26 protein-coding genes and 2 pseudogenes are annotated in these 26146 nt (G+C 57.3%); 15 read left to right on the top strand and 13 right to left on the bottom strand.

Going from position 1 to position 26146, the window contains the following annotated elements:
* Positions 1-61 precede the first annotated feature (61 nt).
* Positions 62-772 (top strand): NAD(P)H-dependent oxidoreductase, encoded by a 711-nt coding sequence (locus tag AB4O40_RS03550; RefSeq protein WP_223542152.1) that lies wholly within the window; start codon positions 62-64, stop codon positions 770-772.
* Positions 773-927: 155 nt separating this feature from the next.
* On the opposite strand, the gene AB4O40_RS03545 is transcribed toward AB4O40_RS03550, so the two are convergent.
* Positions 928-2052: an RHS repeat-associated core domain-containing protein gene (locus AB4O40_RS03545; protein ID WP_460056058.1), complete on the bottom strand. Its 1125-nt coding sequence runs from the start codon at positions 2050-2052 to the stop codon at positions 928-930.
* A gap of 653 nt (positions 2053-2705) precedes the next feature.
* Between AB4O40_RS03545 and AB4O40_RS03540 the strand changes: the two genes are divergently transcribed.
* The 4 genes from AB4O40_RS03540 (at position 2706) to aspT (ending at position 7287) form a co-directional block, all read left to right on the top strand.
* On the top strand, positions 2706-3068 hold the full coding sequence (locus AB4O40_RS03540) for a DUF6124 family protein (protein ID WP_460056061.1): 363 nt from the start codon (positions 2706-2708) through the stop codon (positions 3066-3068).
* Positions 3069-3273: 205 nt separating this feature from the next.
* Positions 3274-3729: a YMGG-like glycine zipper-containing protein gene (locus tag AB4O40_RS03535; protein ID WP_056725037.1), complete on the top strand. Its 456-nt coding sequence runs from the start codon at positions 3274-3276 to the stop codon at positions 3727-3729.
* 228 nt (positions 3730-3957) lie between these two features.
* Positions 3958-5568 (top strand): mechanosensitive ion channel family protein, encoded by a 1611-nt coding sequence (locus tag AB4O40_RS03530; protein WP_223541157.1) that lies wholly within the window; start codon positions 3958-3960, stop codon positions 5566-5568.
* A 27-nt stretch (positions 5569-5595) separates the two neighbouring features.
* Entirely contained in the window at positions 5596-7287 is a 1692-nt protein-coding gene (gene aspT / locus AB4O40_RS03525) for an aspartate-alanine antiporter (RefSeq protein WP_460056064.1), read from the top strand.
* 153 nt (positions 7288-7440) lie between these two features.
* On the opposite strand, the gene AB4O40_RS03520 is transcribed toward aspT, so the two are convergent.
* The 9 genes from AB4O40_RS03520 to AB4O40_RS03480 all read right to left on the bottom strand — a co-directional run bounded on the left by AB4O40_RS03520 (position 7441) and on the right by AB4O40_RS03480 (position 15220).
* Positions 7441-7941, bottom strand: coding sequence for an outer membrane beta-barrel protein (locus AB4O40_RS03520; RefSeq protein ID WP_056725031.1), 501 nt, complete (start codon positions 7939-7941; stop codon positions 7441-7443).
* A 70-nt stretch (positions 7942-8011) separates the two neighbouring features.
* Entirely contained in the window at positions 8012-9607 is a 1596-nt protein-coding gene (locus AB4O40_RS03515) for an EAL domain-containing protein (RefSeq protein ID WP_414915043.1), read from the bottom strand.
* Positions 9608-9871: 264 nt separating this feature from the next.
* A complete protein-coding gene (locus AB4O40_RS03510) occupies positions 9872-10885 on the bottom strand; it encodes a helix-turn-helix domain-containing protein (protein ID WP_223541160.1) in 1014 nt (337 codons plus the stop codon).
* Between the two features lie 127 nt (positions 10886-11012).
* Positions 11013-11345, bottom strand: coding sequence for a hypothetical protein (locus AB4O40_RS03505; protein WP_056725025.1), 333 nt, complete (start codon positions 11343-11345; stop codon positions 11013-11015).
* Positions 11346-11522: 177 nt separating this feature from the next.
* Positions 11523-11813 (bottom strand): hypothetical protein, encoded by a 291-nt coding sequence (locus tag AB4O40_RS03500; protein ID WP_223541199.1) that lies wholly within the window; start codon positions 11811-11813, stop codon positions 11523-11525.
* A 193-nt stretch (positions 11814-12006) separates the two neighbouring features.
* Positions 12007-12489 (bottom strand): hypothetical protein, encoded by a 483-nt coding sequence (locus AB4O40_RS03495; RefSeq protein ID WP_056725023.1) that lies wholly within the window; start codon positions 12487-12489, stop codon positions 12007-12009.
* A complete protein-coding gene (locus AB4O40_RS03490; RefSeq protein WP_056725021.1) occupies positions 12486-13307 on the bottom strand; it encodes a transcriptional regulator in 822 nt (273 codons plus the stop codon). Before AB4O40_RS03490 ends, AB4O40_RS03495 begins: the two co-directional genes overlap by 4 nt.
* Before the next feature lie 655 nt (positions 13308-13962).
* A complete protein-coding gene (locus AB4O40_RS03485; RefSeq protein WP_082562968.1) occupies positions 13963-14424 on the bottom strand; it encodes a YMGG-like glycine zipper-containing protein in 462 nt (153 codons plus the stop codon).
* 115 nt (positions 14425-14539) lie between these two features.
* Positions 14540-15220 (bottom strand): DUF3313 domain-containing protein, encoded by a 681-nt coding sequence (locus AB4O40_RS03480; protein WP_056725017.1) that lies wholly within the window; start codon positions 15218-15220, stop codon positions 14540-14542.
* Positions 15221-15527: 307 nt separating this feature from the next.
* On the opposite strand from AB4O40_RS03480, the gene AB4O40_RS03475 reads away from it, so the two are divergent.
* Positions 15528-16328, top strand: coding sequence for a transporter (locus AB4O40_RS03475; protein WP_409079243.1), 801 nt, complete (start codon positions 15528-15530; stop codon positions 16326-16328).
* Between the two features lie 34 nt (positions 16329-16362).
* Positions 16363-16755, top strand: coding sequence for a GFA family protein (locus AB4O40_RS03470; RefSeq protein WP_460056071.1), 393 nt, complete (start codon positions 16363-16365; stop codon positions 16753-16755).
* Positions 16756-16839: 84 nt separating this feature from the next.
* Here the strand turns inward: AB4O40_RS03470 and AB4O40_RS03465 are convergent.
* Positions 16840-17792 (bottom strand): annotated as a pseudogene (locus AB4O40_RS03465) (diiron oxygenase).
* Positions 17793-17980: 188 nt separating this feature from the next.
* Between AB4O40_RS03465 and AB4O40_RS03460 the strand changes: the two are divergent.
* Complete coding sequence (locus AB4O40_RS03460) at positions 17981-18937, top strand: AraC family transcriptional regulator (RefSeq protein ID WP_056725010.1); 957 nt, start codon at positions 17981-17983, stop codon at positions 18935-18937.
* A gap of 54 nt (positions 18938-18991) precedes the next feature.
* On the opposite strand, the gene AB4O40_RS03455 is transcribed toward AB4O40_RS03460, so the two are convergent.
* Positions 18992-19663 carry an eCIS core domain-containing protein gene (locus AB4O40_RS03455; protein WP_223541161.1) on the bottom strand — a complete coding sequence of 224 codons (672 nt, stop codon included), beginning with the start codon at positions 19661-19663 and terminating at the stop codon, positions 18992-18994.
* A gap of 97 nt (positions 19664-19760) precedes the next feature.
* Between AB4O40_RS03455 and AB4O40_RS03450 the strand changes: the two genes are divergently transcribed.
* Positions 19761-19883, top strand: coding sequence for a DUF2628 domain-containing protein (locus AB4O40_RS03450; protein ID WP_409079220.1), 123 nt, complete (start codon positions 19761-19763; stop codon positions 19881-19883).
* Here the strand turns inward: AB4O40_RS03450 and AB4O40_RS03445 are convergent.
* The gene (locus AB4O40_RS03445; protein WP_223541200.1) at positions 19880-20701 is read right to left on the bottom strand and encodes a helix-turn-helix transcriptional regulator; all 822 of its coding nucleotides are present in this window, start codon (positions 20699-20701) and stop codon (positions 19880-19882) included. The two genes, AB4O40_RS03450 and AB4O40_RS03445, sit on opposite strands and share 4 nt — an antisense overlap.
* 96 nt (positions 20702-20797) lie before the next feature.
* On the opposite strand from AB4O40_RS03445, the gene AB4O40_RS03440 reads away from it, so the two are divergent.
* The 6 genes and pseudogenes from AB4O40_RS03440 (at position 20798) to AB4O40_RS03415 (ending at position 26115) form a co-directional block, all read left to right on the top strand.
* Positions 20798-21754, top strand: coding sequence for a threonine dehydratase (locus tag AB4O40_RS03440; RefSeq protein WP_056725004.1), 957 nt, complete (start codon positions 20798-20800; stop codon positions 21752-21754).
* A gap of 110 nt (positions 21755-21864) precedes the next feature.
* Positions 21865-22560, top strand: a complete 696-nt coding sequence (locus AB4O40_RS03435) for a tRNA (adenine(22)-N(1))-methyltransferase (RefSeq protein WP_409079222.1) — start codon at positions 21865-21867, stop codon at positions 22558-22560.
* Between the two features lie 100 nt (positions 22561-22660).
* Complete coding sequence (locus AB4O40_RS03430) at positions 22661-23095, top strand: hypothetical protein (RefSeq protein ID WP_460056078.1); 435 nt, start codon at positions 22661-22663, stop codon at positions 23093-23095.
* A 255-nt stretch (positions 23096-23350) separates the two neighbouring features.
* On the top strand, positions 23351-24001 hold the full coding sequence (locus tag AB4O40_RS03425; RefSeq protein ID WP_223541201.1) for a hypothetical protein: 651 nt from the start codon (positions 23351-23353) through the stop codon (positions 23999-24001).
* Positions 24002-24092: 91 nt separating this feature from the next.
* Positions 24093-24209 (top strand): annotated as a pseudogene (locus tag AB4O40_RS03420) (peroxiredoxin); the annotation flags it as partial.
* Between the two features lie 445 nt (positions 24210-24654).
* Positions 24655-26115 carry a multiheme c-type cytochrome gene (locus tag AB4O40_RS03415; RefSeq protein ID WP_056725000.1) on the top strand — a complete coding sequence of 487 codons (1461 nt, stop codon included), beginning with the start codon at positions 24655-24657 and terminating at the stop codon, positions 26113-26115.
* Positions 26116-26146: the final 31 nt, after the last annotated feature.

Genomic DNA, 26146 nt, shown 5'->3' with positions numbered 1-26146 from the left:
CCCACGATGTTGCTACTCCACACCGTCAACCGATACGCGGGAACAAATCTAAGGAACCACAATGAAAGTACTGATCGTCCACGCCCACCCGGAACCGCAATCCTTCACCGCCGCCCTGCGCGACCAGGCTGTCGCCACCCTCGAAGCCCAGGGCCACGAAGTGCAGGTCAGCGACCTGTACAAAATGAACTGGAACCCGGTGGCCAGCGACGCGGACTTCTCGAATCGGGAAAACCCCGAATACCTGGTCTATGCCCTGGAACAACGCCTGGGCGTGAAGAGCCAGTCACTGGCGGCGGACATCCAGGCTGAACTGGACAAACTGCTGTGGGCCGACCTGCTGATCCTCAACTTCCCGATCTTCTGGTTCTCCACCCCGGCCATGCTCAAGGGCTGGATCGACCGGGTGCTGGTGTCCGGCATCTGCTATGGCGGCAAGCGATTCTACGATCAGGGTGGTTTGGCCGGGAAGAAGGCACTGGTGACCGTGACCCTGGGTGGACGTGAACACATGTTTGGCGAGGGCGCGATTCATGGGCCGCTGGAAGACATGTTGCGCCCGATCTTGCGTGGGACCTTGGCTTATGTCGGTTTTGATGTGCTGGAGCCGTTCGTGGCGTGGCATGTGCCGTACATCAGTGAAGAGGCGCGCCAGCAGTTTCTGGTTGATTACGGGCAGCGGCTGCAGCACTTGAGCGACGACCAACCACTTGTATTTCCGAAGCTGTCGCAGTTCGATGACAAGCTCTATCCGCTGGCCACCAACACTTAATATGCACCGCATACCCTGTGGGAGCGGCGGTGCGGCGATCCGACTTGCCCGCGATGAGGGCATCAGGTTCAACATCTCTGTTGACTGAGCCACCGCCATCGCGGGCAAGCCCGCTCCCACTTTTTGGTTTCGTCCTCAATATTTACTGGTATTTATTAAAGTACTTCAAACCTGATCTTTTTAGCGCGTTCAATCACCGTGATAGATCCAAATTTTGTAAGAAAAGCATCAGGCAAAGGAACACCTGCCTGCCTATAAATTTCATTTTGCCTATTGTGATCCATCATGAATTCATTATATTTCTTAGGCGTCACTACGGGCCTAAGATTGTGAGATGCTGCATACTTTCCCTCGGAAATAAGCACTGAGAGTTCGTTTGCTCTATGGGGCAGAACACCATTCAGTTCACCTCTCAAACCTGCACTAATTACCTCATATATTGTCGTGTCAGGGTGGGAATGAATAACATGCTGCTTTATATTGTGCAGCCCGGTTTTATCATCCCAAATATTGACGCCTTTGCTTCTTGGACCGTCGAGTAGGGTTTCTATCTGACGACCTGGTATTGCACCAAGCATATTTTCAGTTTTACGCATAGCTAGATCATTAAGTGAGAGTGGGGCTGCTGTTTCACCTAAGTAGTCGGAGAAATTATGTTTGTTTGTGAAGTGATAGTTTGTGGGTGTTGTTTTTGGTGTTTTTGACTTGAACACATTTTTGAATAGGTTTCTCAAAAATTTGAATGGGTTGTGACCATTGAAGTCGCCTAAGTTAATTGGATCCCCAAGGCAATATGCATAGGAGTTTAACCCTCCCTTCCCAAACGGACTCAAGCTATCCGGACTATTAAATCTCATCAAAACCGGATTAAACGCCCGATACCCATTACCCAACAAATAATGCCCGGTCACCGGGTCCGGTCGTTCACCGTTAAACCCCAGCAAACTGGTCAAGCCGCTTTCGGCGGTGCGATGGCCGTAAGGGGAATAGGCGATGGGTTGTGGTTGTCGGCCGCTCTTGAGCGTGTTCAGCACCGAGCGTTGCAGGTCCGTGGCTAGCAGGGTGGAGTCGAGCACTCCGTTCTGGCGCTGATGTTGCGCCAGCAACAGGTCACCCTGCTGGACTATGGAGTGTCCGATGGCACCTTGTATCTCGGTGGCCAGGCGGTTTTTGCAGTAGAAGCGATGACGTTCCGGGGTATCGGACAGATTGTGGCTGGTGAGGCGATCCAGGGGATCATAGCGATAACTGCAATTCAGGACTTTTTGAGGGGAAGACATGGCGACTCCTACTCTCATGGAGGTGAAAGCCTGAGTTTGGGCTCAATAGTTTTCGGCGGGTACTAGCAGAACTGATAGTCGGAGGGGCGATAATTGCGCGGGCTGCACTGACGCCATCGCGAGCAAGCTTGCTCCCACAATGATTGGCGTTGTCGCAGATACCCGGGTACCCACACAAATCCTTGTGGGAGCGAGCTTGCTCGCGATGACTGACTACCAGCCAATATAGATGTCGACTGACAGTCCGCTATCGCGAGCAAGCTCGCTCCCACAGGGGCCGTGTATTGGTTGCCTGAATCGAGGTGTGTTTAAGAGTTGTTTAGCGGCTGTCAGCGTTACTTCCCGCAAGCTACGACGGCTTGCGTCATTGCCTACAGCTACGCCAGAATCCGCCGGCTTGTGCGCCTTGGAGCCGAGTTCTATCGTTTGCCGGTCGCTGGAAAACAGCAGCGATCGGGTTTGGTAGCCCGGTTATCCAGTCGCAGAGCACCACGTTTTGCAGAGTTTTTTCTCTGCTTAATGGTGGCCATGCGCAGGGCATCTTCGGATGCGCCGGGTTCCTGGATACCGGTCTACCAACCCGCGTATGGCCGCCACCCATCGTTTGGTAGCGAAGGTTGATGGCTCCTCATCTACATCCAGGAGTTACATCCATGTTCAAAGTCACACCCAACCCGCCGGACACCGATCCGACATCCCCGTACGAAACCCTCGACTCCCAAAAACTCCACGAAGCCGCCGAGAGCGCCCTCGATCATTACCTCAACCGCGGCCCCGACATCATGGCCACGCCGCGTAAACCCAGTTCCATGTTCATCGTCAATCCCGAACTCAATGTCGAGACCTTGCTGGTCCATGCCTGTGAATCGCTGGCGTCGGCCAATGTAATGGCCACCGACCTGGTGGATCATCTGCAAGGAACCAGCCGCAATGCGCTGCTCGGCATTGCGCAGGTGATCATGCTCGGCGAACTGGCGGTCAATCGGGCGCTGGATCGGCTCGATCCGCCGGAGTAACCGAACATCACCAGTAAACCTGTGGGAGCGAGCAGGCTCACTCCCACACAACTCCCACCGCCTGTTCGGAAGTCCATCCTTGCGGGGTCGTTGAACTACACTTTTCAGTTGTTCCACCCGATCGGCAGGGCGACGCATGACGTCGCTTGCCATCCGCCAGTCGCCCCAAGGCTTGCCCATTGTTGCAAGCCTGTCGGAGGTCATCATGAATAGGTTTTCACCGGTCAGTCTGTGCATCGCATTGTCGGTTTTGAGTAGCCCGGGATGGGCGCAATCGGTGGTGCCGATGAAAGGGCAAAGTTCTCAACAAACCCAGGCCGACATCAACGAATGCAACAGCATTGCCGCCAGCCAGGGCACCTCGACGTCTTCCTCGTCTTCCGGCGGGCGGCTCAAGGGGGCCGCTGTGGGGGCTGCCGCTGGTGCGGCCGGGGCCCAGGTGCGCGGCAATCAGCACGACGACGCTTATGATCGTGTCGACGATGACAGGAAACAGGACTATCGCCAGGACCGCGCCAAGGAGACGGCGGCCGCCGGGATGGTGGTCGGTGGGTCACGTCAGCGTCAGGAACGCCGGGCGGATCAGAAAACCACCCAGGCCAATACCGCGTCGGCCTACAGCAGCTGTCTGCAGGGCAAGGGTTATCAGGTCAATCCTTGAACTGACCCTGAACCGGGCGCCGGCCGCCTGAACAGATCTCAACCTGTGGGATCTTCAGTGTTTCAAGAATCCGGTCACGAGCACAGCTTCCGGGGCTTGAGCTCGCTGTTTCAAGGAAACAGACGGATAAGGAAACTGCCTGTAGCACAAATCTGACAACCGTTCATCGGTGAACTACGCTGCGGTACGTACCCTCGATCTGAATTTCGTGACGTAAGGATCCGACACATGCGGAGCAGGCTGCTCGCTGTAATGTTTACTGTTTTCGGGATGTTTTGGTCGGTGCAACTGTGGGCCGAAGATGCGCCGAAAGTGGTTGATGCTCCCGTTGAATTGAAAGTGGCCAACCGCAGCATCATGGTGTTTCGCGCGACCATCTTCGGAGAAGCCCCGGTGTCGCGGGTCAAACGGGCGAAAGCGGTGATCGGTGAGGCGCTGGATGACACCGACGATCTCAATGTCTCCATCGACCCGATCATGAAAAGCTACATGGTGCTGCTGGGCAGCCGGCGCGCCTTTATCGTTTCGCCCAATGATTTCGACGCGACCGAATTCGACACGGTACAGCAGGCCGCCGAAGCCGCGGCCGACCGGCTGCGCCAGGTCGTGGCCGAAACCCGGGAAGCCCGTAACCTGCAGTTGATCCTGCGCTCCGTAGTCGCTGCGTTGATCGCCACCGGCGTTTACATCGCGCTGCTGTTCGGCATGTCGTACCTGCGGCGCAGAGTGCTGAAGAAACTGCCCGAGCTGATGCACCGGCACACCCAGGCCCTGAAAGTCGGACGGGTGCCGCTGGTCGACGCCAATTACCTGTATCCGCTGGCCAGCCGCCTGCTGGAGCTGGTGCGCTGGGTCGTCGTGTTGCTGCTGACGTACGAGTGGCTGGGCTTTGTCCTGTCGCGCTTTCCCTATACCCGTCCCTGGGGTGAAAGCCTCAACAACTATCTGCTGGAACTCGGCGGCTATCTGCTGCAAGGGATCGTCGGTGCCATACCCGGGCTGGGCGTGGCGCTGGCGATCTTCTTCATTGCCCGCGGCGCCACCGCGTTCATGCGGCGGATACTGCGGCGCATGGCGGCACCGGGCACCCTCAGCTGGCTCAACCATGAAACCCTGCAACCGACCCAACGCCTGACGTCCCTGGCGATCTGGCTATTTGCCCTGGCCATGGCCTATCCGTACCTGCCGGGTGCCGGCACCGATGCCTTTAAAGGCTTGTCGGTGTTGATCGGCCTGATGATTTCCCTGGGCGCCACCAGCGTGGTGGGGCAGGCGGCGGCGGGGTTGATCCTGACCTACACCCGAACCTTGCGCCCCGGCGAATTCGTGCGCATCGGCGACTACGAAGGCACGGTGACCGAACTGGGCATGTTCACCACCAGTATTCGCACCGGACTGGGCGAGGTGCTGACTCTGCCCAATTCGATGATCACCGGCACCGTCACCAAGAACTACTCGCGGGTGGTACAAGGCCCCGGCTACGTGGTCGACACTATCGTGACCATTGGCTATGACACGCCGTGGCGACAGGTGGAGGCGATGCTGCTGGAGGCCGCGAAACGCACGCCGGGGATTCTCGAAGTACCGCCGGCCCAGGTGTTCCAGACGGCCTTGTCGGACTTCTACCCGGAATACCGGCTGGTGGCCCAGGCCATTCCCAGCCAGCCTCGGCCGCGCGCCGTGCTGCTGAGCATGCTGCACGCCAACATCCAGGATGTGTTCAACGAGTACGGCGTGCAGATCATGTCGCCGCACTACCTGGGCGATCCGCAACAAGAGAAATGGGTGCCCCAGGACAAGTGGTACCCAGCCCCGGCACAAGAACCGAAGGAACCGTGATTTTTCGCCTGAAAGGGAGTTCGCACCATGCTTGAGTTCATTCTCCACGCCCTGCGGACTGACCCGGAAATCGCGGTGTTCCTGGCCATTGCCCTGGGCGTCTTCGTCGGCCGCATCCACATCGGCAGTTTCCACCTCGGTTCGGTGGCCGGTGCGCTGTTGATGGGGCTGCTGATCGGCCAGATCGGGCTCGAAGTGCCGACCGGATTGAAGTCGGTATTTTTCGTGATGTTCATCTATGCGGTCGGTTTCAAGAGCGGGCCGGAGTTTTTCGGCAGCCTCAATCGCGGCACGCTGAAACTGGTGGTGTTGAGCGTGGTGCTGTGCGGGACCGCGCTGGCGGCGATCCTGCTGATGAATGCGGTGTTCGATTTCGACGCCGGTTTCACCGCCGGGCTCGGCGCCGGTGCACTGACCGATACGGCGATCATGGGCACCGCCACCAGCGCCATCAATCAATTGTCGATCGACACCGTGGCCGGGGCCCAACTCAACAGCCACATGGCGATTGCCTACGCGATCACATATCTGTTCGGCACCATCGGCCTGATCGTCTTCGTCGGTAGCATTGCCCCGAAGTTGCTGGGCGTGGACCTCAGGGAGTCGGCGCGGGAGCTGGAGCTGGAGTTGGGTATCGCCAAGGAAGAAGACGCGATCACCGTGCCCTACACCCGCATCGTCGTGCGTGCCCATCAGGTGGCGGCCAATGGTTCGGCGAATGGGCAGCGTATTGGCGATGTGGAGAAACAGCATGAATCGCTGACCGTCGAGCGCGTGGTGCGTGCAGGAAAAATCTTCGAGCGAGACGAGGCTTTCACGCTGATGGCCGGGGATATCGTCGGGGTCTACGCCTTGCGCGAAGCCGTGGGCACGCTCACCCAGTGGATCGGACCGGAAATCGACCATGCCGAATCCTTGTCTTTCCCCACCCGTGAGGTGGACATCGTCGTGACCTCGCCTGAGTTCGCCGGCAAGACGATCCATCAGGCGAAAAGCCGGATGGAAAGCGCCAGGCGCCTGGGCTGCTTCATCAATACCATCACCCGCCAAGGCTACGAGTTGCCCTTGCTGCCCAACACCGTGCTGCGTCGAGGCGACGTGATCACCCTGACCGGCCGCACCGCCAGTGTGGAAGCCGTGGCCAAGCGGTTAGGGCGGATTCGCGAGCACAACTACAAGAGCGACATCGCCGTGCACACCCTCGGCATGGTGCTGGGCTCGTTGCTGGGGCTGTTGTCGACCCATGTCGGGATGATCCCCGTGGAACTGGGCATCGGAGGCGGGGTGTTGGTCGCCGCGCTGGTGATTGGCTGGTACAACTCGCGTCACCCGGAAATCGGCGCGTTGCCGCCCGCCGCGCAATGGGCGTTTTCCGAGTTCGGCCTGACCGCGTTCGGCGCGGTGGTCGGCTTGCTGGCCGGTCCCGCGGCGTTTGCCGCGATGAAGGAACAAGGCCTGGCATTGCTGCTGTCCGGCGCCGTGGTCACCATTGTGCCGCCGCTGGTGGCGCTGTACTTCGGCCGCTATGTGTTGCGCCTGCCCCCGATGATCCTGTTCGGCGCCCTGGCCGGTGCGCAGACCGAAGCCGCTTCGATGAACAAGATCATCGAGCAGTCCGGCAGCAACACCCCGGTGATTGGTTTTACCGTGTGTTATGCGATTTCCAATGTGTTGCTGGCGGTGTGTGGGCCGATCATTGTGTTTGTCGTTGCCGGCTAGCAATTTTGCAACCGCAGTGACTTCTGTGGCGAGGGAGGGCGCATTGCGGGAGCAAAGACGCACCTGAGCACCGGTTATCGGACCCGGTGCCAAGGTGGGGGCATCGCACAGAGTGCGTTGAGCGACCAGCAAGGCCGCTCAGTTGCAGCGGTATCAGAAAAGCATGTAGGCGGATGCGGTCGTCTGATTCAGGTCGATCTCTCCGACCTCCAGGACTTCGTATTCGGCGCGCAGGCCGATGTTGCGAAAGACATCGAGCTCGACGCCGACACCGTAGGTCAGGTCAACCCCGGTATCGTCGTCGGTGGCATTGCCGTCGGCGTCCCAGGCGTGAGCGCCGACACTGCCGAACACCCGCAGCCGATCACCCAGCGGAAAGCCGACATGGGCGGCAGCCTGGGCCGATTTACCATCGAAGTCGACGTTCTTGTCCTTGAACTGACCGAGGTCGACATAGGCGCCCTCGAAGGCCAGGTAGCTATTGACGCGATACCCGGCAAAAACCTTGTAGCTGGTGTCGTCGTCATCCAGTCTGGATTCGTCGGTCTGAATGCTGCTTACGCCAGCTCCAAGATATAAACCTTTGTCATCAGCGAGCGCCTGAAAAGACAGCAGCGATAGCAGTGAAGCGAAGCCAAGGTTTCGAAGTAGCATGTTGAGTGGAGTCCTTGTACAGGGTTGTCTGGTGTTAGGGTTCGGCGAGCATTTGAGGGACCATGAGGGGTTAATAGAAGTCATTGATTGATATTTTTGGGTCGTAGGGCGGGATGTTTTCCGGACATTGAAAGTAGCGTCTTGCCAACGCTTGAATCGGCAGTGCTTTGGAGAACAACCAGCCTTGCGCCAGTAGAACCCCTTCCGAAACCAGATGCGGAAGTTGTTCCTGAGTCTCCACACCTTCGGCCACGACCTTGAGCCTTAGCGATTTGGCCAACTGGGCAATGTGGCGCCACAAGGCATCCTTGGCCGCGATCTTGTCGCCTGCGATGAACGAGCGGTCTATTTTCAGAATGTCGAAAGGCACTGAATCGAGGAGCGAGAGGTTGGAATAGCCGATGCCGAAGTCGTCCACGGCAATGCGGTGTCCGCACGCACGAAGCCGTCGCAATTGCAGGGCGGCGGGCTTCTGATCGAGCATGGTCCTTTCGGTGATTTCAAAGGCCATGGCGGACACAGGCATGTTGTAGGTTGCCAGCACGCTGGCCACATAGTCCGGGAAGCTCGGGTCCTGAATATCCTGGGCGCAAAGATTGACCGTAATGTAGAAGTCCTTGCACGCCCAAAGGTAGGTGCTGTAATCCTGCGCCACTTGTCGAATCACCGAGCGCGTAAGTTTGCGGATCAAGTCAGACTTCTCCGCCACCGGGATGAAAACATCGGCCGGCACTTGGGTACCGTTGTCGTTCCAGTGGGAAAGTGATTCGGCGCCCACCAGATAGCCCGTCGTCAAATTGACGATAGGCTGGTAGTGAACGCCCAGCGTGTTGGCTTTCAGGGCTTTGCGAAGCCGTACGGCGGTAGAGGTGTAATGTCGTTGAATACACCTTGCGAGCAAGAGCAGGGCTGTAAACAGGCACGCAAGGCCAATGAATAATTTGAATTTGAGACCAGTCAGGTAGCTCAACGGAAGAGAAACGACAGCGATCAGTTCATTTCGGTTGCCCGCAAAGGCGATCAGGACCTTATCTGCCGAGATAACCAGTTCTTCCAGGTGGAAGGGTTTGTGCATCGTTAGCGGTGTATGGCCGGTGGAGGCGATGGGCACTGCGCCGCCGGGGCCGATGAGGTCCAGTTGCAGGTCCTCGGGAAACTTCAGATTATCGAGCAGGATCTTCTTGTTTGCCCAGACGTAGGTTGACTGTTCCGACACAATGATAAAGTCGGTGTCCGCGGAAACCCTGTGGCCAGCATCCACCCAGTAGGTTCGCTTTCCAACGGAGAACTTGCGTTTCTCGCTACCGGCCAGTATCGACGGGAGTTCTTGTCCGTAGGAGGAACAGATCTTGCCATTGGGCAACTGGATTGCCGCTTGATCAACAAATCGCAGGTTCTTGACCAGGTCAGCCAGTTGCGAGTATTGCTCGACGGAGCATTCCTGACCCGAACGATCAAGATCGTCGAGGGTTTCCAGTACTTTGTCGATCTGCGCATTGGGTTCCACTTGAGCAGCACGCAGATCGGCATAAATGTTATTCAGCTTCCGTGCAATGAATGGCTCCGCCAGTACTCCAGCACTGAGCCATGCGGCCCAACCCGCTGCAGCAATCAGACAGACAGTGACTGCGTGCCTTCCAAGTAACGCTTTATATGCGGCAACCATCGACAAACCTCGAGGTATCATTATTTCACTGTGCATCCTGCAGTCGCGGATTAAACGACTTCAGTACCAGTCAATTACCCAGGCCAATAAGATGCCGCTTGCATAGACGGCCATGCACAGTGCGATTTTCTGCTTGAGTGGCAGTGTGTTTATTCGATGATGCATGCTTATCTCCCTTGAGTAGGCAAATAAGCAATTTTGGATACCTGTGGTTAATCAAGGGAAATCATTAATCATCATTTACGGGGCATTTATAAATACCGGTTAACGATGATTTCTACCCTCGGCGACCTGATTGTAAACGGGGGAGACCGTGCTCCTGGGCCTGGCTGAGTTGCGCCTGGCCGTTTCCGACGGCGTCTCTCCGTAAGCCAACTGATACGCCTTGGAAAACCGGCCCAGATGATGAAAATTCCAGAACATCGCGGTTTCGGTGACGGTGGGCCAGGTTTTATTGATCAGGTCGCGACGGGCGCTGGCGAGTCTCAAGTTTCTGATGTAGGCGATAGGCGACATGCCGAACGTTTCAATGAAGCCAAAGTGCAGGGTGCGGGTGGTGGTTTCCAGTTGCCTTACGAGCGACTTTATAGTGAGTGTTTTTTTTGTGTTTTCATGGATGTACTGTATGGCTTCTATCGCCACTTTTCTTCTAGTCGGGACTTTGCGGCTGAAACCGCCTGCGGGTGTCAGCGATTGCAACAATGAAGCAAGCACTGCACTTCCAATCGCAGATCGCTGTGCTTCATCGCATTCAGCCGAAGCCGTGTCGCTGATATCGACACAGCAAGCACTGATAGCTTGAATGGCCGATTGAATGAATTGAAAGTTTTCAGCCTGATAGCTGTGGTTTGTCCGGTTTGCAAGGATATCTATGACAGGGTGATCTTGGCGGTATCGGTCATAGTGCTCCAGTGTCGTGGTGAGGGTGAAAAGTGTTTCATTCGGTTCGCAGGTGTAATGCACCGTTTCATCGCTGTGCAATACGATGACTTCGTTAGGCCGCAGTTTGTGATCGTTGACGACGGGGCGACCAATCGGGGCCTGGGAGATGGCGAATGTCACGAATCCGGCAGGGACAGAACTGACCAGGGTCACGGATGAGTCGAACTCAAGACGACTGCACTGCAGTTGCGGGCTGTGAAAGAGTTTGTGTTGCCGAATGCGCGCCTCATGCTCGGCCGGAAAAAGGCTCATTTCCCAATTGCCTATTGTTCTATTCAGTTGGCTCGGCAAGGCGGAAGACAAATGAAAGATCTCGTCGGGCGGTGCGATACTCATGAAATTGAAGGCTCATCTGTTAAATGAATAGGGTCAAGCCTGACGGGCAGTCACGGAGAAGATACGCGATTGGCCGTTCTTGCTGTCGGTAAGCTCGACCTCGTTTCCATTGGCTTTGAACGGGGTGTCAGAGGCCCCGGATCAGTTCCAGTTCCGCAGAAAATGCGTACTTGCTGTCCAACGCTGAGTCGTCCATGTGTTGAACATTGCGCGGATCGATTTTCGAACTGAAGATCTGCGATTGGGGTTTCATCGGGTCAATGGCAGCTGCTGTAAAGGCGTGAAAGTCGTCGATACGATAACCGGTTTTTACCTGATAGCCAGTTTTCACGGTACTTGGGGCCTTCTTGTTGGTTTCGATACTCGTCAATTTGGCACTGTAGAAGCCCTTGTCGTCGGCCATGGCCTTGAGGGAAAGCAATAAACCAAACGACACGGTGACGAAGTTTTTCAGTAGCATCGAGGCGATTCCTTATTAACAGTTTATTCAGGCAGAACAGAATGTCAGCTGTATCTCTGCCACGACTTGGGCTGTAAATAATCTCACTTCGATTGTGCCTGCCAAAGTCAATAACTCATATTTGCCAGGTCGCCGGAAGAGGTCAGTCAGCGCTTGCCCCTGCGGATACAACGCTCCTCAAAGTAGTATGAACCAGTTGGCGTAGCTCATGCCGGTATCACTTTGTGGTGGAGCAGGGAGAGCAGAATCACTGTTCTGTTCGTCCGTTTGATACTCATTCTCACTGTGGATTTTCAGATGCGACAGTTTCTGACTGTCATCCGGGCTTGTTTCAATTTCATAATATTCAATGGTCGTGCTTTCGACGGAGCGCTCGTCGTGTGCCAACGAATAAAGTGGCATGGCAGACAGAAAAAAGACCGCCAGGTATCCGAAAGTCGTCGTTCTATGGGTTCGCAGGAAATGCATGGTTTTCACTTGATTCTCCTGTATAGGGCATTGTCCCGGGCGAGAATCAAGCAAGCTCGATTCCAAGGATTATCGGCGAGGGATTTTTGGCAGGAGAGACGTATGATTCAAATCAATAAGTGTTATTTTTGTTTGAAGGGTTCTTTGATGTGAACCTGTGCCAGGTGGGTGTCGAGTCGCTACCTGAGGCCGATTAATGGCTCATGCAGCGCAAGCGGCCAAGTTCATGGATGTAAAAACACGCGGCGCTTTTATCCTGGGTCGGAATCAACTCGTAGTTAAGAATGGCGCCTTCTTGCAAGACATACTGACGCCTGAAGAACAGGTCAGGGGTCTTTTCAATGGCAAAAAGTTCATTGTCCTGGCTGAGTTTGACATTACTGACTTTGATCTCGACGTGTGTCTTGCTTTCTCCGATTATATTCGCCGAGATGGTCGCATTACGGATTTTTCCATTCAGGCTTTCCAACGTGGTTCCCGTGAGTCGACCATGCCCGATAGTGAGGTATTCTTCGGTATTGAGTTGGTTGAGATCCTCCAGCCATTGTCGGGATTTTGTCTGGTAGCTGATATTTTCCATGTAATGCGAAGGAGAGTAAAAAATGGAAAAAATGCACAGTGCATTGATCAAGCCTATAAGAGGCCAGTGAACGGCCTGCGGAATTTCAAACTTCATAAGGTGACTTCCAGACATTGACGAATCATCAAGGCGAGGTCTCTTTCGCTGCTGTTCAATTGCAGATTTGCAGTGCTTTGATCCTGGCGGATGCACGAAACGGAATAATTGGCTTTATACAGGTTGATCCAGACCTGGCCCTTCAGGTTTGGCGGTAGCTGTTCAGTTTGTTTGGCCGACAGGTCCATCAGCGCTTGAGCCTCGGCAAGATTGCTGCCCACGGCGTGTATGACCAGTCCACTCTTGTCGAGACTGGAAATTTCAATTTTTGGCGCGTCGAAGTCGAATTGAAAAATACTAAAGGCAACGACTGCCAGCGTAACGACATAAGCGATCAACTGAGCCTTTGTAATACGAGTGGATTGACTGGTTTTACCAGAAGGCGCCAGTCGTTCATCACCACCCGGTGGCGGTAGTTGCCCGGTGAAGGCCTCGGGTGGCTGTGCCGTTTCCTCTTGGGGTGTCGTTACATCTGCTTGTGCATCGACGACACATTGCCGGTTGAAGCAATATCCTCGTCGAGGAACCGTCATCAAGATCTCGTGATCCCGACTGTCATTGAGAATATTGCGCAGTGAGAAAACCGTCTGGTTCAAACTGCCGGAGGCAACCACGCGGTCATTCCAGGTGTACTCGATGATTTCATCGCGGGTTTTAGTGACACCTGGCTCCATGAGCAGCAGGTCCAACAGGCGCGACTCAGCTCTACCTAGCGTGGAATTCTGTACATCTCCATGGGGTGTTGTAATGGAAAGCATGGCGTTGTCGGGGTCGAATACCGCCACGGCGCCATTTTTCAACTTGAAGGTGTAGCTCATAGAAATCTTCCGTTCAGGCGGTGCTGGCCTGAGTATAGGGGCCGGATTTGGCTCGGTACATTCTGGTCTGGGAGGTGAGCGAAGATGAGGGTCGGGCGGAAGGTGCGCTGCGTGTCGCATTTACAGTGCCGGACTGGCTCGTGTCAGAGGCGTGCGGTTCGGCAAACAGCCGGGCCTGTCAGTGGTATCAGTTCAATCAAACAAAAAAAAAGCATTGCTGGATGATCCATGGTTTTCGATTTGGACACCATGAATAATGCTTGGAATGGATTAACGGCGCTATCCGAAAACTGCAAGCTGGAGCAGGTGGACTTGCGCGCAGGCACGCCTGAGTGAACTAACATCGCTGTTGCGACAGGTTTCAATTTCAGCCTGAACTATCAGGATACAAATCAATGGTTGTGTTTTTCTGCGCCGGGTTTGTTAAAGATTATTTTTGATTCTTATTAGCTTTGAACCAGAGGCGTTACCGATTTAAATGGCTCTCGAGGAGCGTTGACGCACATCGCGCTCATGCTTTGTTTGTCGCGGCGTAAACGATCCTCACCTCTCGTTCTACGGCTTTGCCCCGGGTCCTTTCTTGAAGGGCCCGGGGCTTTTTTTGAGCGCGGTAAAAGACAGGGGCACGAACACTCAAGGCCATCGTCGTCGCCGATCAGGGCAAGACATCGTAGCCACGTTGTTGCAGGCAACTGTTGTAGACGGAGTTGTTGGCGGTGACGCTTTGTTCGCTCTCACTCAGGTTCTGCCGGCGCTCCTGGCGTTGTCTGGAGCCCCCGACGACGGCACCGGCAGCCGCGGCACTGTGTGCCCGGTTCTGGCGATAGTCTTGCTTGGTATCGTCGTCGATCTGGTCATAGAGGTTTTCATGTTGGCGACCGCGAATTTCTGCCGCCGTGGCACCGGCGACCGCGGCGGTGGCGGCGCCCTTGACCCGACCACCGGAGGGCACGGTGCCTTGCACCGGATGTTGCGCGTTGGCCTGGGACTGGCAGGCACTGGTGTCCTGCTGGATGGTCTGGGAAGTCTGACCTTTGAGGGGAATCACGGTCGCAGCCAGGGCGCTGGTGCCCAGCAACATCGTAGCGAGCGCTAAGGTATTGGCCAGTATTTTCATCATTGAGTCTCACGTCAGGCGTCGGTACGGTTAACGGTTTGTCAGAGGGAAAACACGGCAAGGTATCACATTGAAACCCCATGCAGGTCTGCTTGCGATGGGGTTTGCCTGAGCGTCAACGCTTGAGGAGGAGGGCCTGCATATCGTCTGTCATGCCTTTGAGTGCAACCTTGAAGTCATTGGCAACAATCGGCTGTTCGGCATTCTTGATGGTCTCGCCGAATACCTTGCGCACGATCTTCGCGACCGGCATACCGGTCTTGGCGTCGATCAGGTTGGCTTCGATGTACATCTCGGCGGTCTGGTCCCGATGCCCGGTGGCGGCTTGTGTCGCCCCGACAATGGCCCCGATTGGAACGGCCTCATACCAGTGCATGCCTTCATTGTTAGCGCTGACGTGGGTGATCGCCGCCTGCAGGATCAGTGACCGCGAATCGGTCGGCGCCAGCTGCGGATAAGGGACGATCGCATAACGACGGGCAAAGGCGGTCTTGACGCTGTTACTGGCCATCAATTGCAAGTCTTGCAGGGTCTTCAGGCTGACGCGCGCGGTCGGCTGCGGCGATGGATACAGTTCCATCTGCCTGAACACTACTGTGGAATACGTGCGTGGATCGAACCCTGGCGATACCCAGCGCAATACTTTCTGCTCACTCGGCGTAGTTTGCTCCTCCAGGCCCTGGTAATTGCCCAGGAAGCCCGAGTATTGCTCTTGCTGCGCGACTTTCGAGACACAGCCGACCTGAAATACACAGCTCAAAGCAATACCCGCAATCCATTTGTTCGACATGCCCATGTGTTTGGTTCTCAAGTGATTAAAGTTGTCATTCGGGTTCCGACCTGGCCCCGGGCATTGGTCCGGGCACCTTGTATCCAGGCACTGGTACTCGCCGGTCGGTTACGCAAAGCAGGTGCTTGCACGCCGGTCAATGCGGGCCGAATGCTGCACGTAGCGGCGGGATAATCCGAATCAATAACTCTCAAAAACTGTTAAATACCCGACCGGAAAAAATTGCACATCGATCACAGTTGCCTACGCTAACCCTTTGCAATGCCGGCTTTGGCGTCTACAGGTGAGTGAGATGGATTTGAAAGAAGGATGGATGGGTACCGCGTCGACACTCGTCGTTGCGTTGGGTTTCATCCCGATGGCTCAGGCCGACGATTCGGCGGAATTGGCGAAGAAAGCCCTCAACCCGGTCGCGGCGATGTACAGCCTGCCGGTGCAGTACAACTGGGACCAGAAGATGGGGCCGACCGGGGAGGGCATGCACAGCGTCACCAATATCCAGCCTGTGCTGCCGTTTGCCTTGAACGAAGACTGGAACCTCATTTCCCGGACCATCCTGCCGATCATCGACCAGCACGGCCTGGCCCCCGATGGCGCGGCGGACAAATCCGGCAGCGGCGATATCACCCAGAGTTTTTTCTTTTCGCCGACCAGGCCCACGGAAAGTGGCTGGATACTCGGTGGTGGCCCGGCGTTGCTGATACCGACCGGCAGTGATGAGTTGCTCGGCAGCGAGCAATGGGGCCTGGGCCCGACGGCCGTGGCGTTGAAACAGTCCAATGGCTGGACCCGAGGCATTCTGGCCAACCATATCTGGGGCCTGGACGACAGCCCGCCGGACGACAAGGAAAAGGTCAACCAGACCTTCCTGCAACCCTTTCTCTCGTACACCACCCATACGTACACGACCTACGGGGTGAACACCGAGTCGACCTACAATTGGCAATCGCGCGAATGGTCGGTACCGGTCAACCTCACGGTCACCCAACTGCTGAGGATCGGCGGTCAACCATTGACGGTGCAGGCCGGTCCGCGCTACTGGCTCGACAGCCCGGAAGACGGCCCGCAAGGCTGGGGCTTTCGCGCCGCTGTGACGCTCCTGTTTCCACGCTGACAGGCCGTTTCCGAGGGCCTGGAGGAGACACCCCATGGACCGATTCGCCGGCGGTTGTTTGTGCGGCAAGGTGCGTCTTGTCGCATCGGGGCGCCCGTTCCGGGTTGGCGTTTGTCACTGTCTCGACTGTCGCAAGCACCATGGGGCGCTGTTCCACGCGTCCGCGATATTTCATCAGGATGCCGTGACAGTCGAGGGCGAAACCCGTGACTACGCCGGGCGGTATTTCTGTCCCCACTGCGGTTCGTCCGTGTTCTCGCGCAGTGCAGACGAAATCGAAGTGAACCTGGGATCCCTGGATGCTCCTGACCAGTTGACGCCCACCTACGAGAGCTGGACTGTGCGCCGTGAGGCCTGGTTGCCGGCGTTTGCGCTCACCCGGCATTACGAGCGCGATCGAGATTCCTCGGGGCGTTTTGAAGACTAACGGGCACATACTCCATCCTCAACAAATCAATATCAGCCCGTTATCCCCAGCGCGACCGACGAGCAGTCGATCGCGTGCTGTCGGTCAATTGCTCATGATGGGTGCCAGTGCAGCCTGAATCCGGGACATCTGTGCCGGCGTTGTCATCTGCGTCAGCAGTCGGCCGAAGTGTGGATGCCGTACACCCGAGATTATGTATTGCCAGCGGTAGGCGCTCAGCACGCTGGCTTTGATTTGCGCCGTCTCATCGACACTGAACGATCGTGAAGCATTACCAATGAAGTAGTCGGCATCGGCTGCCGCTTGTGCCTGCAGGATTGTGTCCACGGCCGCCACCAGCGCAATCAGGTCATTCACTGCCTGGTCGCGCTCGGCTGGCGAGAGTTTCACGTGCTCGTCCCGCCACTCCAGTTCATCGAGTACCACGTGGCGGCTTTCATCCTTCCAGTGGAATTTGAAGACATCCTTGAACAACGGGCACAGCTCCTCGCGCGGGGCGATGCTTTGCACGTAGTGCGCCTGTACGAACAGTTCGATATGACAGGTCAGCGCCAGTACCGACCAAGTGCTGGCCGCGAGTACCGCGCGCGCGACCTCGTTTGGATCGGCAACCTGACGATATCCCGCGGGCAATTTCGAACTCATCATCGTCTCCATGCGCCGGAACAACTCCTGGTGCTTGATCTCGTCGTTGGAAAAACGCACCAGTGCTTCAAGCGCCAGTTGATCGTCAAACACATGGGCCCGACCCTGATCGAGCATCTTGGCACTGATGAAACGCTCGACCAGGCCAAAGATATACGCGTAGGTCCGGCCCTGGATCTGACTGAGCAGACGTGCCTCGGCCGCATCGAGAAAAGTCAGGCGGTCGACCTGTGACAGTCCGTCGGGCAGGAATTTGCGCGAGAAGTCGAAACTGCGGTCCTGGAGCAGATCGCGATCGATCTGCCATTCGGTTTTTTCGAAGACCTGACCATTTGCGCATAACGGGCGGTGTTGCCTGACGCTGAGCCGGGTAGGGTAACGACGCTGTTCATATGGATCTCCTGCTGCCCTGGTTGAGTTGGTATGGGGCAATTTCGGTTGACGTCGGAGCCAGTGAACCTCTGGGGACAATCTCGATCGCTGAGTCCGCGTTGGTGCTAATCTAGGCGTCGCAGTCCAGGCGGTGAATGACCGTTGCGCCTGAATACCTGCTCCGGACTCCGGAAAGGATGGCGATCAAGTGTTGGATGCGCTTTCTGATGTCTTGCGTGTGATTCGGCTGTCGGGAGGGGTCTTCCTCGAGGCGGAGCTCACTGCGCCCTGGTGCATCAACGGCAGAATCTCGACGGATGATTGCAAGCCGTTCCTGGCGGCCCCTCGACACATCATTGCGTCGCACTTTGTCGCCGCGGGGCACATGCAAATTCAAATCGACGGTGGCGCCGCCATCGAGGTAGGGGCAGGCGAACTTGTTTTGCTTCCCCGCAACGATGCCCATTCCTTTGGCAGCGACCTGAGCATTGCGCCCATGCCGGCCCGGGAAGTCATCCAGCCGCCAGAAGTCGGCGGCATTTCACGGATCAGGTACGGCGGGGGCGGCGAGGCCACGCAGTTGTTGTGCGGGTTCCTCGGTTCGGAAACTCCCTTCAGTCCACTGCTTTCATCGCTGCCTTCCTTATTGAAGCTGGACCTGCGGGCGACGGCTTCGGGCACCTGGATCGAAAGCTCATTCCGTTTCGCTGTCAGTGAAATCGCGGCGGGCCGCGTCGGCTCGGCAACGGTCATCGCCAAGCTATCGGAACTGCTGTTCGTCGAAGCCGTCGGCCAGTATGTCGCCAGCCTTCCCGCTGAGCGGCGCGGGTGGCTGGCGGGTTTGCGCGATCCGCATATCGGGCGGGCACTGGCGTTACTGCATGCTCGCCCGACCGAAGGCTGGACCGCAGAAGCCCTGGCGCTTGAGGTAGGCATGTCGCGCTCTGTATTCGCCGAACGCTTCACGGCATTGGTCGGACAGCCACCGATGCAATACCTGACGCTGTGGCGCATGCACGTGGCGGCCCAACAGCTGCGCGAAGGTCGCGGCAATGTGGCGCAAATCGGCTTTGCCGTTGGCTACGACTCCGAAGCCGCGTTCAGTCGCGCATTCAAACGTCAGTTCGGCACATCCCCCGGCACCTGGCGCAGACAATCAGCGTGAGAGGGGCCGGTGCCGGCTCTCCATGGTTACCTGACCAGGCTTGCTCCTTTGAACTCAAGGAAGCCGAGGCAATTGCGCCCGAGCCTGGCTGGCTCGCAGCGTATTGGAGACCTTGGCTTGAATCTCGTAGGCAGGCGCCTCGACGGCTTCGTAATCACGGGTATAGCGAGTGGCAAACTCGTGATTGCCCCATTGCTGGTACTGCTGCACGTGTTTCAACTCATGGGCCCACAGCGCGACATCGTTCAGTGCATCTTCGGCATTTCGAAACACGATGATGTCGATAAGGGTGACCGCACGTATATCGGGATTCTGCAGCATGGTGTTTGCGGCGTTCAGTTCCACATCATCGCCGACTTTGTAGCGCGCCGAATCGAGCACTTGAATGTCATACCAGGGTTCGAGCTGGGCCCGGATATTCAGCGGGATTGGCAGGATATCGCCCGTTGCCGCGGATTCGCGCGATTGCACAATCCAGCTCTGCAATCCAGAGGCGGCCATCTGGTTCATGTCGTCGAAGATCGATCCAGCGTCCTCTTCGGAATCCGGAGCACAAAAACAAGCGACCATGCAGACCTGGGACTGGCCGGCCGGGCAGGCGAAAACCGAAGATGAGGTGCCAGTGCAAAGGAACACTATCGATAACCGGAAAACCTGACGCAAAAATACAGCTGACAATGGGTTCTCCCCTGGGCAATGGCGATCGGCAGGCAATACGTTGGGCATCTTGTGTCCATTGCCCTGCCGCGTGTTGGACCGCTGCTACACCGTTCGATTCCCTGGGTTCCACAGTATTTTCAACATCACCTGAAAGGCCGTGCCTGTGAGCATCAACGCCAACATCATTGCGTTCTTCTTCGGGCTGATTTACCTGTTTGTGCTGGGACTTGGGAAAGAAAACCTGACGCTGATTGCGATCATGGTTGCAATCTCCTTCGGGCGCTAACGTAACCCCAAAGACTGACGCAACTGCGCCGGACTCACTCCAAGGCGTTGTTTGAAGGTGGTCGCCATGTGCGCCTGGGAGTTGAAACCGCAGGCGTAGGCAATCTGCGTCAGGGTGGCGGTCGAATCGCGCATCAGGGCGCGGGCCCTGGCGAGGCGGCGGTCGATCAGGTAACTGTGGGGGCTTTTGCCGGTGGCGTTTTTGAAGGCCCGCATGAAATACCCCTCGGACAATCCAAGCAGGCTCGCCATCGCCGGCACGCTCAACGGGCCATCGAGGCCAGCGTCAATGAATTCATCGAGCAAGCGCATCCGGCTGCCGGTTATCGAGCCATGGGGGGCTGTCGACAGCGCTTCGCTACCCGTCGCCCGCTCGGACAACGCCAGTGCCCAGGCTTCCCAATCATCCTCCACGCAAGGGTGCAACAGCGCGGCACGGATTCGCCACGCGAGGGCGGTGGCCTGCTGGTCGATGCGATTGTTGAAGGCGCGATCCCCCGTCAACGCCATACCGTCGGTGCGAATCACCCGCAGGTATTCACCGCCCCGGGGGGACTCGGACAGCACGTCACACCCAGCGGGGACGAACGCCAGGCCGTTGGGCACGGCATCGAAGGGGCGTATTCGGTCACTGCCGATGGCGTGCAGGCCTCGCTGGCTGTCGAAGGCGAAGCCGATTCCCGACCGGGTCGCGACATAGCGGGTCGCGTAGGCGCAGCCGGGGAGCAATTCGATTGCCCAAGGGCCGGCCTCGATACGACGGACCGGTTCGGACAGCAGGGGTGGCGGCGGGCGATTTCGATGACTCATGGACACCATAGTAGTGAAGAGGGGGGACAAAAGTCAGGTCGGTTTTTTGAAAGCCGCGGTACCGCGCCGTTGTTCAGACTGGACAAAATCTCAAGGAGACCACTCATGCACAGACTGACTCGCGACGATATCGAACAGGCAGCTCGCCTGGTTTACCAGGTCATGCCCGCCACGGCCCAGTACCCTTGGCCCTTGCTGGCTCAACGGTTGGGTTGCACGGTGTGGGTCAAGCACGAAAATCACACGCCTACCGGTGCGTTCAAAGTGCGCGGCGGTATCACGTTCATGCACTGGCTCAAGCGCGAACACCCGGGCGCGAAGGGCATTGTCAGCGCTACCCGCGGCAACCATGGCCAAAGCCTGGCACTGGCGGCTCGCACGCTGGGTTTGCAGGCGTTGATCGTCGTGCCGGAAGGTAACTCGGTGGAAAAAAACAACGCCATGCGCGGCTTTGGCGCTGAAGTGGTCGAGTATGGCCGCGATTTCGATGAGGCCCGTGAAGAGGCTGCGCGCCTGGCGCAGACCCATGACCTGTTCCTGGTTCCGCCGTTTCACACCGAGCTGGTCAAAGGCGTCGCCACCTATGCGCTTGAGCTGTTCAGCGCCGCGCCGGACCTGGACACCGTTTATGTGCCGATTGGCTGTGGCTCGGGGATTTGCGGGGTGATCGCCGCCCGCGATGCGTTGGGTCTGCAAACAGAGGTGGTTGGCGTGGTTTCCACGGAGGCGGCGGCTGCACAGTTGTCGTTTGACGCTGGCGAGATATGCGAAACCGCCTCGGCCAACACCTTTGCCGACGGCCTGGCCGTACGCAAGCCGATTCCCGAAGCCTTTGCCGTCTACGCGGCAGGTGCGGCACGGATCGTATCGGTCAGCGATGAGCAGATCGCCGAAGCCATGCGTGTGTATTACACCGATACCCATAACCTTGCCGAAGGGGCCGGTGCGTCGGCGTTGGCAGCGCTGATCTCGGAGCGTGAAGCCATGTCGGGAAAAAGGGTGGGGGTGATTCTGTCCGGTGGCAACGTCGACAGAGCGGTGTATGCACGAGTGATTGCGTGAAGGCGGCCATGGCCCTGGTCACATAAATTTGAAATGCGCGGCATTGCTCGACAGAATCACGCCCCGATCCGGCCAAAGGCGCCGGACGTTCGTGGTGAAAGGGGCCGCAGTTGAACCAACAGACATTGTCCATGCGCCTGGAACGCGTGGCGGCACAGGTGCCAGCCGGTGCGCGCCTGGCCGATATCGGCTCGGATCATGGCTACCTGCCTGTGGCATTGATGCGCCGGGGCGCCATCGCGGCGGCGGTGGCCGGCGAAGTGGCGTTGACGCCGTTCCACGCGGCCAACCGCACCGTGCGCGAGAACGGCCTGGACTCGCGGGTCACCGTGCGCCTGGCCAACGGCCTGGCGGCAATCGAGCCGGGAGACGGGATCACGGCGGTCAGCGTCTGTGGCATGGGCGGCGAAACCATCCGCGACATCCTCGACAGCGGCAAGGCGTACCTGAGTGGTCAGGAGCGCCTCATCCTGCAACCCAACGGCGGCGAGCAGCCACTGCGCCAATGGCTGATGGACAATGGCTACCGCATCCTCTGCGAGGAGGTGCTGCGGGAGAATCGTTTCGACTACGAGATCATCGTCGCCGAGCGCTCCGGACCAGTGATCTACACCGCCCAAGAACTGTACTTCGGTCCGTTGCAAATGCAGGCCCGCAGTCCGGCGTTCCTGGTCAAGTGGCAGCGCAAGTTGCGCCAGAAACAAAAGACCCTGAGCCACTTTGCCCGAGCGCAGCAGGCCGTGCCCGAGGAGGCGGTGCAAGACATCGCGCGGCAGGCCCGGTGGATCACCGAGTTGCTGGCTTGAGCAAGCCTGGGGCACAGCTTCTCAAGCACCTCGCTTCAGTGTGGGTGCGAAAGAGTCGTTTCCATTCGGCGTGAACCGAATGCGGCAGGCGTTCGCGTAGGTGCTCACCAGCGAACAGACGCTCCTTGCGCGAGAGAAAGACCACGTCGTCACCGAAGTCGTCCGACGGCTTTGCTTTTCAAGCGTAGCAGTTCCGATCCTGGATACTGTATTGCCAGTACTGAATTTGTGCTCGATTGGAAGTGGTTTGCTGAAGACTGCAGGCGACTCGAGCGTGCTGGCAACCGGTAGGAAATTGTGCCACTGGTCGGGTCTGGCGACGAAAGTTCAGCGCAAAAGCGGTTTTATTTTCGGCGTGGAGAAAAAAACGATTCAGCTGCGTAGCGACGCGGGTTTCAGCCAAAGCGGCAGGTGTCCACAAGTGCTGGAAATAGTACCGTTTGTCGATGTTTGTGCTCAAAAAATGAACGATCGGGATATGCTGGGCTCTGATTTCCCAGCAGGCGGATCCTTAGGGTCCCGCTGCACTCACTAGTAAAATGGACGTATACCTCATCTGCATTGAATGAAATGCACATGGGGATTTTTTTTACCTGAGACCTGGAGTGATAGTATGCCGTCATCACTGACTCGCTGGGCGAGTCGCTCTCTCTTGTAATACCAAATTATTTAGTTGCTTCAATCTTTGCCAACTTGACCTTGCAGGTGCGAATCAATAATTCGCACGCCTGGGGCATGGTCAATTCGCACTGCTGCTATAAGTGGAGATGTAGTCTTGGATATTAATACAATGATCGGCCTGATCGGCCAGAAAGAATCCATGGAGTTTTTGCGTTTAGGCGTTGTGTACGTTCATCTGTTGGCTTGCTGCGTAGCTATTGGCCTGGTGTTTGCCAGCGATGCGGCAATGGTGAAGGACTTGTTGAAAGGTCGCGTGTCGTCGGGGCACGATAATGAACATATGGCCAGTCTGCAGAAGTCTGTTGCCAATGCGTTGATATTCTTGTGGGTTACCGGAGCCGCGGTAATAGGCATTGATTACCTTGAAAAGGGCATGACCTATTTTGCCAATCCAAAACTTCAAGCCAAAGTTATTATTGTATTGTTGCTGACGTTCAACGGCATGTTGTTGCACCGCTATGTATTGCCTGCAATGTTGAAGGCTGGTTCGTTGCTTGATCTTCAAGTCAATGTACGTATGTTTGCCCTGTTCTCTGGCGCACTGTCAGGCGTGTCCTGGTTGTATGCCGCCATGCTCGGTGTCGGTCGACCGCTGGCCTGGAAGTATTCGCTTACCGAGTTGCTGATGGCCTATCCGGTGTTGATCGTACTCGGCTTTGCGATGATGGTGACGCTGACCCAGTGGGCGCGTAAACGCAACGCAGCAACGCAGGTTCAGGAATCTACCTGGATGTTTGCCGGAATTCCTGCGCTGCGTTGAACTGACGTGAATCCAGGAAAGGACGGTTGAAACCGTCTGAACCTTTCAAACATCAGACCCCTCCTTGTGAGGGGTTTTTTGTGGGTGCGGGCACCCGAAAGCCGAGCAACTGTTTGCCGGAGCATGGTCGGCCTGCTACATGGCAGCGGTGGGGCTGGCCGCCCAACAGATGAACGTGACACTGCCGACCGACATGGCCGTCGGCCTGACCTACACGCAATACATCTCCCTGGTTGCGCTGTGGGAGGAAGAGTTTGAGATCCAGCTCCGGAGGGCAATGCAGCTATCGGATGTTCTGCGGTGGTTGTACCGCAGGACTGACCCTTGATCTGAATCCCCCCGATTTCGGCGTGATTTCCCCCCGCTAATGGGCACGATTCCCCGGCAAGACTCGCGTCTCCATCCGCTTGGGAATTTCAAACTCCGAGCAATGTTTGCGGGGCGTTCAGGTATGCCGACAAATTTTGTTACATCAATGGCAGGGTAATTGCTGAGCGAGGGTATCCCGTTCATGAAAGGTGTCGGGACGCCGTGGAGCTGCAAGTACCCCCATTGAACGATCGATGTAACCGTCGGGTTGCATCACGAGACACCCCTGGCGACTCAATGGAAGTGCTGCGGTCATCCTCTGCAACTGTCCAGGGGAAGTCGTTATGATCCACTCCAAGGTAGTGCCGCTGCGACGTCTGTTGTGCTTGCTGGTTTGCCTGTTGACGGCCACGCTGGTGGCGGCCGACGAGCCTCAGGGCAATGACAATCAAAGTAACGATAAGTGGGTGGAGCCGGCACGCTCCAGGCTCATGCATGTGATTGGCGGTATGCCGTTCTTTCCCCATCGGGCCAATACCACCGGCAACCTGGTCTTGAATGTGAAGGACTTCGACAATGCCCAGGTCTGTGGCGCCTGTCATACGGAGATCTACAGGCAGTGGCGCTCGTCGATGATGTCCCAGGCCTGGGATGAACCCATCTATCGGGCCTTGCTCAAGCGTGCGAGTGCGGCCACCGAGGGCAAGGTCGATAACTTCTGCACCGGCTGCCATACCCCGATCGGTCTCACGACCGGGCAGATCACTTCGCAAGTCAACCGCTCCTCGATTGAAGACAGTGCGAAGAACCATCCGATGCCCGGGGTCGATTGCGAGACCTGCCACAACATCAGTGCCCGCACGGGCCTCGATAACGGCGCCTATGTCCTGAGCCCGCGGGCCCACGGCAAACCGACCAAGTTCGGCCCGCGCAGGGATGCCGTTTCGCCCTATCACGACACCGTCTATTCCGCTCTGCACACCCGCTCGGATTTTTGCGGCACCTGCCACAACGTCACGCACCCCTTCAGCAGCGTGGCGGTGGAGCGCACCTATGATGAATGGCAGGAGAGCACCTACAGCCTGAACAATGTGACTTGCCAGAGCTGCCACATGCCGGGTTTTGCGGGCAAGGCCGCGATCATGGGGCCAGACCGCGAGGAGGTCGCTTCGCATTGGTTCAGCGGGGCCAACGCGATGATGCTCAAGCATCTCGGTCAGGAGGAGGGCGCGCAACGCGCACGCGACATGCTCGGGCGCGCCGGGGACATAAAGTTCGAGCAAGTGCCGGCAGCCATGACGCCCGGGCAATACACCTCGGTAGCGGTCAAAGTGACCAACGTCGGCGCCGGGCACAAGCTGCCGACCGGCTTTCCCGAGGGGCGGGAGATGTGGATCGATTTTCGGGTGCGCGATGCCAGTGGTCGCGAGATCTATCGCCTGGGTTCGATCAAGGACGGCAAGACCGAGGTCAACACGCGAAATTTCAAGGTGCACATTGGCGACAAGGACGGCAATCCGCTGGACGTCGAGGTCTGGAATGCCACGCAGATTCTCTCGGACAACCGCATTCTGCCCAAGGGCTACGATATCGGGGAGTTCTCCTTCCTGGTGCCGGCCGACGCCGTCGGGCCGCTGACCCTCACAGCCGATCTGAACTACTGGCCGTTCTCCCAGAAGCTGGCCGACTACCTGCTCGGCAAGGATCAAGTGCAGGTGGAAATCACCCGGATGGCCAACGTCACGCAGAGCGTACCCCTGTCGACCAGCCTGTCAGTTGTCGGGCCAGATACGGCGCACTTTTAGCGGTGCTGCGTCGACCTCCAGGCGGGTCTCT

Source organism: Pseudomonas sp. S2_F07 (assembly GCF_054668325.1).
Note: the sequence above shows the minus strand (reverse complement) of the source record. Positions and strands in the feature narration are given on the sequence as shown.